14 protein-coding genes are annotated in these 15038 nt (G+C 64.4%); 7 read left to right on the top strand and 7 right to left on the bottom strand.

Features of this window, described 5'->3' with window-relative positions:
• Nucleotides 1–23 precede the first annotated feature (23 nt).
• Nucleotides 24–1952: a potassium transporter Kup gene (locus K7H93_RS01370; protein ID WP_230782063.1), complete on the top strand. Its 1929-nt coding sequence runs from the start codon at nucleotides 24–26 to the stop codon at nucleotides 1950–1952.
• A 90-nt stretch (nucleotides 1953–2042) separates the two neighbouring features.
• Entirely contained in the window at nucleotides 2043–3278 is a 1236-nt protein-coding gene (locus K7H93_RS01365) for a potassium/proton antiporter (protein WP_230782060.1), read from the top strand.
• An 11-nt stretch (nucleotides 3279–3289) separates the two neighbouring features.
• Here K7H93_RS01365 and K7H93_RS01360 read toward each other — a convergent pair whose 3' ends face one another.
• From K7H93_RS01360 to K7H93_RS01340, 5 genes are all read right to left on the bottom strand, one after another.
• Nucleotides 3290–3946 (bottom strand): inner membrane-spanning protein YciB, encoded by a 657-nt coding sequence (locus K7H93_RS01360; RefSeq protein ID WP_230782059.1) that lies wholly within the window; start codon nucleotides 3944–3946, stop codon nucleotides 3290–3292.
• Between the two features lie 90 nt (nucleotides 3947–4036).
• Nucleotides 4037–4978, bottom strand: coding sequence for a signal recognition particle-docking protein FtsY (ftsY, locus tag K7H93_RS01355; RefSeq protein ID WP_054524005.1), 942 nt, complete (start codon nucleotides 4976–4978; stop codon nucleotides 4037–4039).
• The gene (locus tag K7H93_RS01350; protein ID WP_230782057.1) at nucleotides 4975–6150 is read right to left on the bottom strand and encodes a MiaB/RimO family radical SAM methylthiotransferase; all 1176 of its coding nucleotides are present in this window, start codon (nucleotides 6148–6150) and stop codon (nucleotides 4975–4977) included. The genes ftsY and K7H93_RS01350 overlap by 4 nt, the downstream gene beginning before the upstream one ends.
• Complete coding sequence (dapF, locus tag K7H93_RS01345) at nucleotides 6147–6956, bottom strand: diaminopimelate epimerase (RefSeq protein ID WP_230782056.1); 810 nt, start codon at nucleotides 6954–6956, stop codon at nucleotides 6147–6149. Before dapF ends, K7H93_RS01350 begins: the two co-directional genes overlap by 4 nt.
• A 79-nt stretch (nucleotides 6957–7035) precedes the next feature.
• A complete protein-coding gene (locus tag K7H93_RS01340) occupies nucleotides 7036–8718 on the bottom strand; it encodes a putative bifunctional diguanylate cyclase/phosphodiesterase (protein ID WP_230782055.1) in 1683 nt (560 codons plus the stop codon).
• A gap of 202 nt (nucleotides 8719–8920) precedes the next feature.
• On the opposite strand from K7H93_RS01340, the gene K7H93_RS01335 reads away from it, so the two are divergent.
• Together K7H93_RS01335 and K7H93_RS01330 are read left to right on the top strand one after the other, a co-directional pair.
• Nucleotides 8921–9313, top strand: a complete 393-nt coding sequence (locus K7H93_RS01335) for an EVE domain-containing protein (RefSeq protein ID WP_010239348.1) — start codon at nucleotides 8921–8923, stop codon at nucleotides 9311–9313.
• 189 nt (nucleotides 9314–9502) lie between these two features.
• On the top strand, nucleotides 9503–9673 hold the full coding sequence (locus K7H93_RS01330) for a CsbD family protein (protein WP_054524554.1): 171 nt from the start codon (nucleotides 9503–9505) through the stop codon (nucleotides 9671–9673).
• Between the two features lie 77 nt (nucleotides 9674–9750).
• On the opposite strand, the gene K7H93_RS01325 is transcribed toward K7H93_RS01330, so the two are convergent.
• The gene (locus K7H93_RS01325; protein ID WP_230782054.1) at nucleotides 9751–11430 is read right to left on the bottom strand and encodes a thiamine pyrophosphate-dependent enzyme; all 1680 of its coding nucleotides are present in this window, start codon (nucleotides 11428–11430) and stop codon (nucleotides 9751–9753) included.
• Between the two features lie 137 nt (nucleotides 11431–11567).
• Between K7H93_RS01325 and K7H93_RS01320 the strand changes: the two genes are divergently transcribed.
• Nucleotides 11568–11759: a hypothetical protein gene (locus K7H93_RS01320; protein ID WP_010239351.1), complete on the top strand. Its 192-nt coding sequence runs from the start codon at nucleotides 11568–11570 to the stop codon at nucleotides 11757–11759.
• On the opposite strand, the gene K7H93_RS01315 is transcribed toward K7H93_RS01320, so the two are convergent.
• Entirely contained in the window at nucleotides 11756–13069 is a 1314-nt protein-coding gene (locus tag K7H93_RS01315) for an MFS transporter (RefSeq protein WP_230782053.1), read from the bottom strand. The genes K7H93_RS01320 and K7H93_RS01315 overlap by 4 nt on opposite strands.
• Before the next feature lie 126 nt (nucleotides 13070–13195).
• On the opposite strand from K7H93_RS01315, the gene pgsA reads away from it, so the two are divergent.
• Nucleotides 13196–13765: a CDP-diacylglycerol--glycerol-3-phosphate 3-phosphatidyltransferase gene (pgsA, locus tag K7H93_RS01310; RefSeq protein ID WP_054525867.1), complete on the top strand. Its 570-nt coding sequence runs from the start codon at nucleotides 13196–13198 to the stop codon at nucleotides 13763–13765.
• A 238-nt stretch (nucleotides 13766–14003) separates the two neighbouring features.
• The gene (locus K7H93_RS01305) at nucleotides 14004–15038 is read left to right on the top strand and encodes a GGDEF domain-containing protein (RefSeq protein ID WP_230782052.1); all 1035 of its coding nucleotides are present in this window, start codon (nucleotides 14004–14006) and stop codon (nucleotides 15036–15038) included.

Raw genomic sequence — 15038 nt, 5'->3', positions numbered from 1 at the left:
AGGTTGAGCATCGCGAAGATTTTATGAGCGGAGCATCCGTCCAGCCGGGCCTGGCACCGGAAAAATTCACCGAGTCGCACTCCAGCGGCTCGAAGGCGGCGCTCGCTGTGGGCGCGGTCGGCGTGGTCTTTGGCGATATCGGGACCAGCCCGCTCTACGCCTTCCGCGAAACCTTTCTGGGCGAACACAGCCTCACCATCGACAAGCTGCACATCTATGGTGTGGTCAGCCTGATCTTCTGGTCGATGACGCTCATCGTCTCGATCCAGTACGTCACCATCCTGATGCGCGCGGATAACAAGGGGCAGGGCGGCACGCTGGCGCTGGTCGCGCTGCTCTCGCGCTATATCGGCAAGTCGCGCTGGGGCTTCCTGACGGTCGTGCTGGGCGTGTTCGCGACCGCACTGTTCTACGGCGACTCGATGATTACGCCCGCGATCTCCGTGCTTTCGGCGGTCGAGGGCTTGACCGTGGTCAACACCGGGCTGGAACCGCTGGTCATTCCCATCGCGCTGGTCCTGCTCGTCGGGCTGTTCCTGATCCAGCGACGCGGCACCGCCGCCGTGGGCAAGCTGTTCGCGCCGATCATGATCGTCTATTTCAGCGTGATTGCGGTGCTGGGCACGATCCAGATCGTCCAGAACCCCTATATCCTGCAGGCGCTCAACCCTTGGTATGCGGTCCAGTTCTTCCTCATCGACGGCTACATCGCCTTCCTCGCGCTGGGTTCGGTCGTGCTGGCGGTGACCGGGTCGGAGGCGCTTTATTCCGACATGGGCCATTTCGGCCGCGGCCCGATGCGGCTGAGCTGGTTCGGCTTCGTGATGCCCTGCCTGCTGCTCAACTATTTCGGGCAAGGGGCGATGATCGCGGCGATGGACCCGGCGGAAACGCTGGAGGCGATGAAGAGCCCGTTCTTCGTCATGGCCCCCGACGTGCTGCGCCTGCCGCTCGTCATTCTCGCTACTGCTGCCACCTTCATCGCCAGCCAGGCGGTCATTTCCGGCGCGTTCTCGATCACCCACCAGGCGATCCAGCTGGGCTTCATCCCGCGCCTGTCGACCGAGCACACCAGCGCGACCGAGCGCGGGCAGATCTACATTCCCTTCGTCAACAACGTGCTGATGGTTTCGGTCATCCTGCTGGTGCTGATGTTCCAGTCCTCGACCAACCTCGCCAGCGCCTATGGCATCGCGGTGACCGGCGCGATGTTCATCGATACGCTGCTGATGGGCGTGCTGCTGATCGCGGTGTGGAAGTGGAAATGGTGGCTGATGGTGCCGGTGTTCCTGCTGTTCGTCTTCGTCGACGGGGCATATTTCGCGGCCAACTTGCCCAAGGTGCCCTCGGGCGGCTGGTTCCCGCTGGTCGTCGGTGCCTTCGCCTTCCTGCTGCTGACCACCTGGTCGCGCGGGCGCAAGCTGATGCGCGAACGGATGGGCGAGGTCGCCCTGCCGATCGAGATTTTCGCCAAATCCGCGCAGAACAGTGCCACCCGCGTACCGGGTACCGCGATCTTCATGGCGTCGAGCACCGCCGGTGTGCCATCTGCGCTGCTGCACAACATAAAGCACAACAAAGTGCTGCACGAACGCGTGGTGATCCTGACGGTCGAGATTCAGGACGTGCCCTATGTCGATCCTGAGCAGCGCTGCGAGTTCACCGAGATCGGCGACGGTTTCTACCGTGCGGTGCTGCGCTATGGTTTCATGGACGAAACCAACGTGCCCGAAGGGCTGAAACACATGAGCCGTTGCGGCGGCAAGTTCGACATGATGGACACCAGCTTTTTCCTCAGCCGCCAGACGCTGCTGCCGGGAGACAAGCCGGGCATGCCCGTATGGCGAGAGAAGATCTTCAGCTGGATGCTGCGCAACGCGGCGAGCGCAATGGAGTTCTTCAGCCTGCCGACCAATCGCGTGGTCGAGCTGGGTTCTCAGGTGCGGATCTAGAGTTCTGCAAGACGCCATCCGCACGTAGCGGGTGTACGGCATCGACGGTTTCCCCTTGTCACCTTGCCGGTGATCGTCTTTCACGGGCCTATGCTGAGCCTTAGCCCGGAAGTCGCGCTCCTCGTCCTGGGCATCCTCCTTCTCGCCACGGTGTTCGCGGGCTCGCTTTCGAGTCGTTTCGGATTGCCCGCGCTGATCGGGTTCCTGTGCCTCGGCATGCTGGCCGGGGTGGATGGACCCGGCGGGATCGCGTTCGACGATTACCTGCTGACCCAGGGCGTGGGCATCGCGTGCCTCATCTTCATCCTGTTCTCCGGCGGCATCGACACCGACTGGCGCGATGTGCGCCGTGTTGCCACGCCCGCGCTGGTGCTGGCCACTGGCGGCGTTCTGATCAGTGCGGGGATCATGGCGCTCGCGGCGAACCTGCTGCTGGGGTTCAGCCCGTATCAGGGCTTCCTGCTGGGGGCGATCATCGCATCGACCGATGCGGCCGCGGTGTTCGCCATCCTGCGGTCGACCGGGCTCGACCTGCATGGCGACGTCCCAGCGCTGATCGAGGTGGAATCGGGCTCCAACGATCCGATGGCGATCTTCCTCGTCGGAGCGGCACTGATGTTCATCACCGTGCCGGACTTCTCGCCGATCACGCTGGTCCCGCAATTCCTGCTCCAGATGGTGCTGGGCGCGGCGGTCGGCTTCGGCGCGGGATATCTGCTGCCCGAGATCCTCAAGCGCTCGCAATACCGCCACGGTGGGCTGGCTTTTGTGATTTCCATCGCCGCCGCGCTGATCGCCTACGGGCTTGCAGCCGTCCTTGGCGGAAACGGCTTCCTCGCCGCCTATGTCGCAGGTCTGACCGCAGGCAACCGGACCTACCGCGCGAGTACGATCGTCTCGACCTTTCAGGACGGGCTGGCGTGGCTGGCGCAGGTGGTCATGTTCCTCACGCTCGGCCTGCTGATTACGCCGTCCAACCTGACCGGCGTGATCGTGCCCGGCCTCGCCATCACCTTCATCCTGATGTTCATCGCCCGCCCGGTGAGCGTGTTCGTGTGCCTCGCGCCGTTCCGCCAGTTCGGCTGGCGTGCCAAGCTGTTCGTGTCATGGGCGGGGCTGCGCGGCGCGGTGCCCATCGTGCTCGCCACGTTTCCCATCGTTGCGGGGGTGCCGAGCGCGTTCACGATCTTCAACATCGTGTTCTTCGTGGTCCTGCTGTCGAGCGTCATCCAGGGGCCGACGATCAACTGGCTGGCCAATCGACTGGGCCTGCGGGCAGAGCAGGATGTGGCCGGCCCCGTGCCTGCGGATGACGCGCAGCTCTAAGCGCCCGTCTTCTAGGCGCCCGTCGGCGGTTCTTCCTCGACCAGACCTTCCTTGCGCTCGGGGTCGAGGCCGTTCCTCAGCAGCATCGGGATCTGGCTGAAGGTGAACGCGAAGCTGAGCCCCATGAAGACCCACAGCTTGGACCACAGCCAGTCCTCGAAGCTCAGGTTCATGCGCAGCACTTCGTTCAGCACCGCCAGGAACAGGAAGAAGAAGCCCCAGTTGCGCGACAGTTTGAGCCAGCCTTCCTGGCTCAGCCCTTCGAACGCGGCCTCTAGCAGCCATTGGAGGAACGCCTTGCCGCGCAGCCAGCCGATCAGCAGCACGACACCGAAGAAGGCGTAGAGCACGGTCGGCTTCACCTGCACATAAAACGGATCGCGCAGCAGGATCGTCATCCCGCCGAAGCCGACGATCAGCACGGTCGACAGCATCAGCATCTTGGAAATCTGCCCGGTCAGCAGCTTGCTTGCGATCAGTGCGGCGATTGCGGCAACGATGAAGGCGCCGGTCGACTTGATGATGGCGATGAGCGTGCCGACGGAATCATCGCCATCGGGCCGGAAGAGGTAGAACGAGAGCAGGAAGACGATCAACGGGCCGTAGTCGATCGCGACGTTGAGCCAGCCTGATCTGGTCTTCTTGGGCGGCGTTTGGGTGTCGGTCATCAATGTCTTCCCGTGTCGTTGCGAGCGGCGCAGCCGCGCGGCATTCCATGCTTCAGGTCGGTCGCAAAAGCGAATCGCAATGACGACCTGTCAGGCCACCCCTGCAATCACGCGCGCGACCAGATCGGGGTCGAACGGGCGCAGGTCGTCGAGCTGTTCGCCCACGCCGATGGCGTGGATCGGCAGGCCGTATTTCTGCGCTGCTGCCACAAGGATGCCGCCGCGTGCGGTGCCGTCCAGCTTGGTCATGATCAGGCCGGTGACGCCTGCGACCTCCTGAAACACGTCGATCTGGCTGAGCGCATTTTGGCCGTTGGTCGCATCGAGCACCAGCACGACATCGTGCGGAGCTTCGGGGTTCAGGCGGCCCAGAACTTTGCGGATCTTGGCGAGTTCATCCATCAGCTCGCGCTTGTTCTGCAAGCGGCCGGCGGTGTCGACGATCAGCGCGTCGGTGCCCTCATCGGTCCCGCGCTTGACCGCGTCGAACACGATGGAGGCGGGATCGCCGCCCTCGGGCCCGCGCACCAGCGGCACGCCGACGCGGTCCGCCCAGGTCTGCAGCTGGCCGATCGCGGCGGCGCGGAAGGTGTCGCCCGCCGCCAGCATGACCTCGTAGTCGTCTTCCATGAACAGGTGCGCGAGCTTGGCGATGGTGGTGGTCTTGCCGCTGCCGTTGACGCCGATCACCAGGATCACCTGCGGGCGCGGGAAGGCAGTGACTTCGAGCGGCTTTGCGACCGGGCGCAGGATCGCGGCGATTTCCTCCGCCACCGCCTCGCGCAGCTGGCGTTCGGTAATCTCCGCACCGAAGCGCTGTTCGCGCAGCGCCTCGCGCACGCGGCCCGCGGCTTCGGGGCCGAGGTCGGACATGATCAGCGCATCCTCGATCTCGTCGAGCGTGGCGTCGTCGAGCCGCGTGTTGCCCCGCGTCTGGCTGACGGGCGCGATATTCTCGCTCAGGCGGTCGGAAGTCTTGCGAAAGCCGCCGAGCAGGCGGTCGCTCCAGCTGGAGGAGCTCTGTTCGCTCATGCGAGCATCCCTTCGATGATCCGGGTGGGGGTAATGGAGGCGATGGTGCCCGGCGCGGTGCCTTCGGGCAAGGCGACGCGCGCGAAGTGCGGGGTGTAACCGCTGCCGTCCTTCTCGGCGAGCACTGTGTGGCGCTGGCCGATCAGGCTGGCGAGCCAGCCATCGCGGCTGCGGCGCACGGCGGTACGCAATTCGGCAGCGCGCGCCTTGATCGTGGCGACATCGACCTGCGGCATCCGCGCGGCAGGCGTGCCCGCGCGGGGCGAGTAGGGAAAGATATGTCCGTGAACGATCCCGCATTCGGCAATGATCGAGAGATTGTCCGCATGATGCGCGTCGGTCTCGGTCGGGAAGCCGGCGATCAGATCCGCGCCGATCGCGATCTCGGGCCGCCGCGCCTTCAGCCGCGCGACCAGATCCACCGCGTCGCCGCGCAGGTGCCGACGCTTCATCCGCTTGAGGATCAGGTCGCTGCCATGCTGGAGCGAGAGGTGCAGGTGCGGCATCACCCGCGGCTCGTCTGCGATCAGATCGAACAGCGCATCGTCGATCTCGATCCCGTCGACCGAGGACAGGCGCAGGCGCTGCAATTGCGGGAATTCAGCCAGAATTGCAGAGACCAGCGCGCCGAGTCGCGGCTCGCCCGGCAGATCGTGGCCCCAGGAGGTCAGATCGACCCCGGTCAGCACCACTTCCTGCGTGCCCTCGATCAGCCGCGCCTCGACCGCGCGCAGCACGGTGGCGATATCGTCGGACCGGCTGGTGCCGCGCCCCGCCGGTATGCTGCAGAAGGTGCAGGCATGGTCGCAGCCGTTCTGCACGCCGATGAAGGCGCGGGTGCCCTGCTGGCGAAGCGCCACGCGGGGCTCGGGAACGTTCCAGCTGCGCGCGTCGAGCTTGGCTTCATTGGCGACGAACCCGTCGACCTCTTCCATCGCACCCAGCGCCTCGCGCTCGGTCTCCGCGGCGCAGCCGGTCACCAGCAGGCGCGCTGCCGGATGCGCCTTGCGCGCACGCCGGATCGCCTGCCGCGTATGGCGCACCGCCTCGCGCGTGACCGAGCAGGAATTGACCACCACCAGATCGGGCTGCGCCTCTACCAGCGCGGCGATCCGCTCGCTCTCGGCATGATTGAGGCGGCAGCCGAGAGATATGACACGGGTTTCGCTCAAGAATAATCGTCCAGCTCGAAGGTGCCGCGAAACGCTTCGCTGGCAGGGCCGGCCATGTGGATGCCGCCTTCCTCGTCGTGGCGGATGGTCAGCGTTCCGCCGGGCAGCGTCACCTCGACCTCGGCATCGATCAGCCCCTGGCGATAGGCGACGGTCGCGGTGGCGCAGGCCCCGGTGCCGCACGCGAGCGTGAGCCCGGCACCGCGTTCCCACACACGCAGCCGGATCGCCTTGCGCGACAGGATCTGCGCGACATTGACGTTGATCCGTTCGGGAAACAGCGGGTCGGTCTCGATCTCAGGCCCGAGCGTCTCCAGCGGCACGGCGCGCGCGTCGTCGACGAAGAACACGATGTGCGGGTTGCCGACATTCACCGCGCTCGGCCGTTCGAGCCTGTCCCAGCCCAGCGGCATCTCACGCGTGTCCATCGCGTAGGCGAGCGGGATGTCCTGCCAGTCGAACCGCGCGCGGCCCATCGCGGCTTCGGCCATGTTCTCGCCTGGGCGCACGCGCAGCGTGCCGCCGGCGGTGGCGATGCTGGCGGGCTGGCCATGCAGGACCGCGACCGCGCGGGTCGCGTTGCCGCATGCCTCCACCTCGCCGCCGTCGGCATTGTGGATCCGCATCGCGAGGTCCGCCTCGTCCGACGGGCCGAGCACGATCAGCTGGTCGAAGCCGATCCCGCGATGCCGGTCCGCCAGCGCGCGGATTTGCGCGGTGTCGAGTGAGGGCAGGTCGATCTCGCGCCCGTCGAGGATCACGAAATCATTGCCCAGGCCGTGCATCTTGATGAAGGGAAGGCGCATAGTTCTGCGCACTTATGGCGGGGTGGGGTCCGCGTAAAGGCCGGGCGCGCATCGTGCACCGGCTGAAGCCGCGTCAGCGTCAGGCGCTTTTGCGATGGCCGGGGTCGGGCGCGGGTTGCGCGGCTGCGGTTTTCGCACTCTCGGACAGCATGTCGAGCTCGCTCAGGCGCTTGACCACGGCTGCAGCATCCTCCGGCTTGCCGTAGAGATAGCCCTGGCCCTTCATCTCGCCCATGCCGCGCAGGGTTTCGAGGATCGAGGCATCCTCGATCCCCTCTGCGGTAATCGGAATCTGCAGGCCCTGACCAAGCGAGACCAGCGCGTTGACGATATGGTCCTGCTGCGCACGGTCACTGATGAGGTCGGGCGAGGCCTGGGCGACACGGCGCAGCTCGCCGACGAAACTCCGGTCGATCTTCACCCTGTCGAAAGGCAGGGTGCGCAGCTGGGTGAGGGTGGCGAAGCCGGTGCCGAAATCGTCGAGGCTGACGCGCACGCCCAGATTCTTGAGGCTGACGATCATCGTCTGCACCGCGGCGAGGTTTTCCTGCAGGCAGGCTTCGGAAATTTCCACGTCCAGCCGGTTGGCCGGGAAGTCGCTGCCCAGCAGCAGCTTCAGCAATTTCTGCGGCAGCCACGGATCGCGCAGCTGGACCGGAGAAATATTGATCGACAGGGTCAGGCTGGGGCTCCAGCTCCGGGCGTCGATCAGCGCGCGGCGGATCAGCATTTCGGACAGCGGGCCGATCAGGCCGCAATTTTCCGCGATCGGAATGAAAATATCCGGGCTGACTTCGCCGAGTTCCGCCGAGTTCCAGCGGGCGAGCATTTCGAAACCGACCAGTCGGCCGGTCTCCAGATCGATTTGCTGTTCGTAATGAGGGGTGAACTCGCCGCGTTCCAGCCCGGCGCGAATCGCCACCTCCATCTCGCGGCGCAGGCGTGCCTCCGCCTCCATCGACAGATCGAACCAGCAGAACCGGTTCCGGCCTTCCTTCTTGGCGTGGTACATCGCCAGGTCGGCCCGATGCATGAGCTTGCGCGCCGCGCCTTCCAGATTGTCGATCCTCTGGTCCGGCCGGTGCACCGCGATGCCGGCCGAAATGGTCACCTCCAGCGCGCCCATTTCGGTTTGGATCGGGCGCGCGACATTGCCTGTCATCTCGCACGCCCAAAGTTCGAGACTGTGCGGGTCTTCGTTCTCGAGCGGCATGATGAAGGCGAATTCGTCGCCTCCCAGGCGGGCACAGTGCCCTTCCGACGGGGCGATCGCCTTGAGCCTGCGCGACACTTCCAGCAGCACTTCGTCGCCGGCCTGGTGGCCGTTCTGGTCGTTGATCTCCTTGAACCCGTCGAGGTCGATCATCACGAAGGCCACGGCCCGGTGGGTGTCCGCCATCGCGGCGAGCGCTTCCATCAGCCTCTCGGTCGCACAGCGTCGGTTGAGGCAGCCGGTCAGTGGATCGATCTGCGAAAGGTGGAGCGCTTCCTTTTCCGCTTCCCGGCGCTGCTCGATCTCCTTGCGCAGGTCGACATAGCGACGCCAGCCGAAGATGATCAGCGCGATATTGAGGAGCAGGGCATTGACCAGTGCAGTGTCGGGCGGTGCGGCGCTGCTGTCGAGCCAGTGCCGGGCAACCTGCGGCATCACCGTGCCGCCGATGCCGACGAACAGGATAATGGCTGCCGTGGCGATGCCCAGCATCACCACGTCGCGCTGCGCCTTGTCGAGGCGGGGCAGATCGTTGACCTTGTCACCCATGAGGCGTGGCAATCTTCATCCTGAGAATGGGGTTTCCCGTCCGGTTCGACTCACTTTTGGCAGCAGGTCTTGAAAATCGGGTAAATGCGCCGTGCGAAAGTCGCACCGATTGTCGCAGGCGTGCCATGGACCCTAGGCACGATCATGCGTTCTCCCAGAGGACGCCACAGATTCAAGGGAGCAGACATTGCGCTACTGGCTGATGAAATCGGAACCCGACGTTTACGGGTGGGACGATCTGGAAAAGGAAGGCACCGGCGTGTGGGACGGTGTCCGCAGCCATCAGGCCAAGAACAACCTTGCTGCGATGGAGGTGGGCGACCAGGCGTTCTTCTACCATTCCAATATCGGGCGCGAGATCGTCGGCATCGTGGAGATCGTCGAGGCCCACATGACCGACCCGACCGACGAGACGGGCAAGTGGGCTGCGGTGCGCGTGAAGCCGAAGACCAAGCTGCCCAACGTCGTGACCCTGAAACAGGTCAAAGCGGAGCCCCAGCTGGCGGATATGCAGCTGGTCAAGCTCTCGCGCCTGTCGGTGGCCGAGGTGATGCCAGACGAATGGTCGCTGATCCTCTCCATGGCAGGAGTCTGAGGCGCTTTCCGCTCATTCCGACAGCCGCCATTGGTTCCGAAATTATGATAGGTGGAGCGTTACGAAGCTCTGGTCGCAAGTGGCACTCGCTTGGGCGCATTCAGCACTATTAAAGGGAACGTAAGCCCCTGTTTCTCTGTTTCTTTATTACATCGGCGATGATGCCGACGCACGAAATGGAGAAAGATGATGGGTGAACTGAAGAGCAAGGTCGAAGGGAACGTCAACGAAGCGATTGGCAAGGCCAAGAAGCAGTCCAACGATCCCGAAACGCGCGCCGAAGGCCGCGGTCAGGAAGTGAAGGGCAAGGCCCAGCAGGCCAAGGGTGAAGTCCAGGGCGCGCTCGGCGACGACATCTGATCGTCACGTGCTGAAAACGAAGAAAAGGGCGGTACCATCGCGGTGCCGTCCTTTTCGTTTGTGCTCATTCGGTCCGCTCAGGCCTTGGCGCGCAGCCCGCTGACGGTCGCGCCGCTCGCGGCGAGTTGCTCGATGTCGATCTTCGCGTGGATCAGCCGCACACCACTGCGCCCCTTGGCTTCGACCAGCGCGTCCTTGAACTCATCCGTGGTGGTCGCACTCGCGCTCCACGCGCCGAAACTCGCGGCGAAGGCAGCGAAGTCCGGATTGACCAGCCGGGTCGCAGAAACCCTCTCGGGAAACTCGCGCTCCTGATGCATCCGGATCGTGCCGTAGCCGCTGTTATCGACCACGATCGCCAGAAGATCGCAGCCCGCCTGCGCCGCGCTCGCCAGTTCCTGTCCGTTCATCAGGAAATCGCCATCGCCCGCCACGGCGACCACGGTCCGCTCCGGAAAACGCTGCGCCGCCGCGACCGCTGCGGGCACGCCATACCCCATCGCGCCGCAGGTCGGCGCGAGCTGGCTGGGATAGCCCTCGTAACGCCAGTAGCGGTGCCACCAGCCGGCGAAATTGCCCGCACCGTTGCAGATGATCGTATCGGCGGGCAGCGTATCGCGCATGAACTGCACGCAGGCCGCGAGGTCGAGGGGGTAGGTGTCGCTCGGTGTCGCTGTGGCCCACTCGGCCCATTCCTGGTGCGCTTGTGCACCCGCGTCGAATGGCAGCGGATCCTCGCCCGCCCATAGCGCCGCGCTCTCTGCGAATTCGTCCATGCTGGCGCAGATGGAGAGGTCGGCTGGGTAGACGCTGCCGATTTCCGCGGGGTCGGGATGGACGTGGATCAGCGTGCGCTCCTTGTCCTCCAGCGGCGGGATCCGGTAGCCGTCGGTGGTTGCCTCGCCCAGCCGAGCGCCCACCACCAGCAGCAGATCCGCCGCATTGACCCGCTCGACCAGCTTGGGGTTCGGGCCATAGCCCAAATTCCCCGCGTAGACCGGAGAGGACGGCGAAATCGCGTCCTGCCGCCGGAACGCTGTCGCCACGGGCAGGCCCAGACGCTCGGCAAACAGCTGGAAATACTCGCGGGATTTGGTGTTCCAGCCCGCTCCGCCGATGATCGCGAGCGGCGCCGCGGCATCGCCGATCAGCGCCATCATCGCCTGCATCGCATCGGGGCAGGGTGCCTGCGCGGGCCGCGTCACCGCCGCCCGGGGAAGCGCTTCGGTCGCGTCGTAAAGCATGTCTTCGGGCAGGGCGAGCACCACCGGGCCGGGCCGCCCGGAGATCGCGGTGGCATAGGCACGCGCGATATATTCGGGAATCCGGTCTGCCCGGTCGATCCGCGCGCTCCACTTGGAGATCGGCGCGAAAAATGCCGGGAAGTCGATCTCCTGAAAGCCCTCGCGATCGCGCATGTCGCGCCCGACGTCGCCGATGAACAGGATCATCGGCTGGCTGTCCTGCATGGCGACATGCACCCCGATGCTGGCATTGGTCGCGCCCGGCCCGCGGGTGACGAAGGCAACGCCGGGCCGCCCCGATCCCGCAGCATTCATCGCGCCGTCGGCACAGGCCATGAACGCCGCGCCGCCTTCCTGCCGGCAGGTCGTCACATTGATCTGCGGTACGTCGACCAGCGCGTCGAGCACCGGGAGAAAACTCTCGCCCGGGACGGTGAAGATGCGATCGCAACCCTGCGCAGCAAGGCAATCGACGAGCAGGCGCGCGGCCTGCGGAGTTTTGTGGTCAGCCATCCGCCCGCGTCTAGAGCGCGCTGCGGCGGTGGGCAATCGTCCGGCGCGTTAACGCTCCAACGCGGGCAGTGTCCCACCGGCGGACGGGTGGGAGGGGCCGCTCGCCAATCCTTACCAAAAGGTTAAGCCTCGTTGGCATGAGACGTTCGCTTGTCCTTACCAACGAATCGGCGCGGCACCCTTTCCGCGCCTCGCTGCCCGTGCGGCCCGATCTGAGGCGCGACCTGATGGTCCGGCGCACGCGCTGGTCCTTCGGGAGAAGCGACTGGGCCGGCTTTCTCGGCGCCTATGTCGTGTGCCTTGCTGGCGCGCTGATGTTCATCTTCTAGTCGAGGTGGACGCTCGGCAGATGCTCCTCGGCGTGGAGCTTGCGGGCCATCCAGCAGGTAATCAGGCATAGCGCCACGCTGGCGAGCAGCTGTTCTGCGATCGATATGCCGAGGTAGGTCATGACCAAGGCCAGCACCGATCCGAACACCATGTAGCTGGAACTGATCACATTGGTCGCAGCGATGGTGCGCGATGCCATGTTCCCTGCCACCCGGGTGGTCAGGAAGGCGTAAAGCGGCACCACGAAGATGCCCCCGGCGACCGAGATCATCAGCAGGTTGACCAGCAAAACCCACGCCAGCGGGTAGGTCAGAAACTCGGGCACGGTCAGGAAGGGGCCTTCGAGGCCGGTCGGCCACTGGCGCACGAACACGTAGAACAGGACGAGGAAAAATCCCATCGCCACCACCCCTGCGGGGGCATGGCGGGCCGAAACCTCGCCCTTCAGCAGGTGATTGATCACCACCGATCCGATCGCGATCCCGATCGAAAACATCACGATGAACAGCGTCGCGACTTCCTTGTTGGCGTGGATCACGTTCTTCACCAGCGGAGGGAACTGGATGAACAGGATCGCCCCGACCATCCAGAACACGCTGATCGAAAGCGTGGCCAGCCAGACGACCCGGTCTTTCCGGACCGAGCGGATGAGCGCGATGGAAGAGCGCAGGATGTTCCAGTCGATCGGTTCGATCTCGCCCAGCGCCGGGGCTGCCGGAATCTGGCGGCTCATCGCGTAACCGACCAGCGCGGTCATGATGATGGCCACCATCGCCGCCTCCACCGGAATCCAGCCTGCGATGATCGTGCCGAACAGGATCGCGACATAGGTGCCCGCCTCGACCAGGCCGGTGCCCGCCAGCACCTCGGTCTTGCGCAGATGCTGGGGCAGGATCGCGTATTTGATCGGCCCGAGGAAGGTCGATTGCAGCCCTGCCAGAAACAGCGCAAACAGCATCAGGGGCACCGCCACGCTGTGCACCAGCGTATCCTGCCAGGCCAGGAAAAGCCCCGCTGCGCCGATGGTCATGATGCCGATCTCGCACAGCTTGACCGTGCGGATGATCTTCGCCTTGTCGCGCATGTCCGCCAGCTGGCCGGCGATCGCGGACACCAGGATGAACGGCCCGATGAACAGCCCGGTCGCGATCGCGCTGAAGACGGTTTCCGTCTCGGGGTCGCTGTAAACGGCGTAAACCACGAACAGGACCATCGCGGTCTTGTAGAGATTGTCGTTGAAAGCGTTGAGCAGCTGTGTGCAGAACAGCGGCAGAAAGCGCCGCCGTCGCAGCAATCTCAACGTCGTCATAAATCCACTCCGGCGCGCTTGGCCGCACCACTTGCCTGCGCCGCGTTAGAACAGGCCAGCGGCATGCGCAAAGGGTGATGACGCTTTTTCTGGGAGCCTGCATCGACTAGGGGCATTCACCAAGAGATGCTGACACTTCCCAACCTGCTCACCCTGTCGCGGATTTTCGCCGTGCCCTTGCTCGTCCTGTTCCTGTGGTGGCCGGACTGGCAACTCGGGTATGCGCTGGGCTTCGTGCTGTACTGCGCAGCGGCGATAACCGATTATTTCGACGGCATGCTCGCCCGTTCGCAGGGGACCGTGTCCAAGCTGGGCCAGTTTCTGGACCCGATCGCGGACAAGATCATGGTTGCGGCGGTAATCCTGATCCTGACCGCCAAAGGCGGGCTCACGGGGCCGATCGTCGGCGACGCCCACGTTATTGCGGGGCTTATCATTCTGATGCGCGAGATTATCGTGTCGGGTCTGCGCGAATTTCTCGGCGGAATTCAGGTTTCGGTCCCGGTCAGCAAGCTCGCCAAGTGGAAGACCACGCTGCAGCTGATCGCGCTGGGCACGCTGATTCTGGCCGGGGTGTTCCACGAGATCGAACCGATCCGGTGGGCCGGGCTGGGCGCCTTGTGGGTTGCCGCAGTCCTGACCTGTGTGACCGGCTACGATTACCTGCGCGTCGGGCTGCGCCACATGGATACGTGATTCGCACGCAAGAAATTGTGCGACTCACAGCCCGACTTCTTTCGGTTTTGTCTAAGTGACCGTTCCAAAACGGGTAAAAATTCTTCGTGCGGTTAGCATCGATTAAAGCTTCTTCGCGCCATAAAGGGGCATGGCGACGAACCCTACGATAGAGGCGAACCAACCTGTAGCGACCTTGTTGCAGCGAATCGGGCTGCCGCGCCTGCGGTGGCCGCGTCTGGTGGCAGAAAACTCCGAAATGCCGGCATCTGCGCAACTCGATCCGCGTGCGCGTCGTCGGTTGCTGGACGAAATCAGCAACTTCCTGATCGAGAGTGATCTTGAGGTCACTCCGTCCAACCTGCTTGCGGCGCATGAAGCCTGTTCGGGCATCAATCCACGACTGGCACGCAGGATCGAGTGGCGTCGCGAACAGGGCGAACCGATCACCCAGACATGGCTCGAAGAGGTGACCGCGGTCGACCCTTTTGCTGGCAAGAAATCGATAGAGGACCTGGCGAAGGATATGGAGCGCGGGATCGACGAGCTGTCGCGCACGTCCACGTCGATGCGCCGGGCGACCTCCGACTATGGCGACGAGCTTGAGCGGCGGGTCGATGACCTGCAGGGGCCTTGCGACACTGCAGAGCTGATCTCCACGCTCTCGAATTTTGCCGAGGCGATGATCGCGCGGTCGCGCCAGACCGAGGAAGAGTTGAAAGCGAGCGAGCGCGAAACGGCCAAGCTGCGTAAGAATCTGGACCGCGCTCGGCACGATGCGCAGGTCGATTATCTCACAGGGCTGCCCAATCGCCGGGCCTTCGAAGAAGTTCTGGAAACATCCTATCTCGAGGCGCAGGACACGGGCGAGCCTCTGAGCGTGGCCTTTTGCGACATCGACCAGTTCAAGGCGATCAACGACACACACGGCCACGAAGCGGGCGACCGCATCATTCGCGAGATTGCAGAGACGCTGTCGAGTCTTTGCACGAAAGACTGCTACATCGCGCGGCATGGGGGCGAGGAATTCGTTCTGCTCTTCAGGGGCGTGGAGCCACAAGAGGCACTCGCTCAGCTTGATGAAGCGCGCGAAGCGCTTGCATCGCGGCGAATGGTCAATCGGCGTACAGAAAAGCCGTTCGGCATGGTGACCTTTTCAGGCGGCATAGCCGATGTGCTGCAGTGCGCCGATCCGCGCGAGGCTCTCGCTGCTGCGGATCAGGCGCTTTATTGTGCGAAGCGAAGCGGACGTAACCGGATTCACCTGGCAGGCGGGCAATCGCGCGCTGCCTAG

Origin of the sequence: Citromicrobium bathyomarinum (assembly GCF_021021475.1) — a bacterium.
GTDB classification, from domain to species: Bacteria; Pseudomonadota; Alphaproteobacteria; order Sphingomonadales; family Sphingomonadaceae; genus Alteriqipengyuania; species Alteriqipengyuania bathyomarina.
The sequence above is the reverse complement of the archived record's forward strand: the minus strand, read 5'-3'. Positions and strand labels throughout refer to the sequence as shown.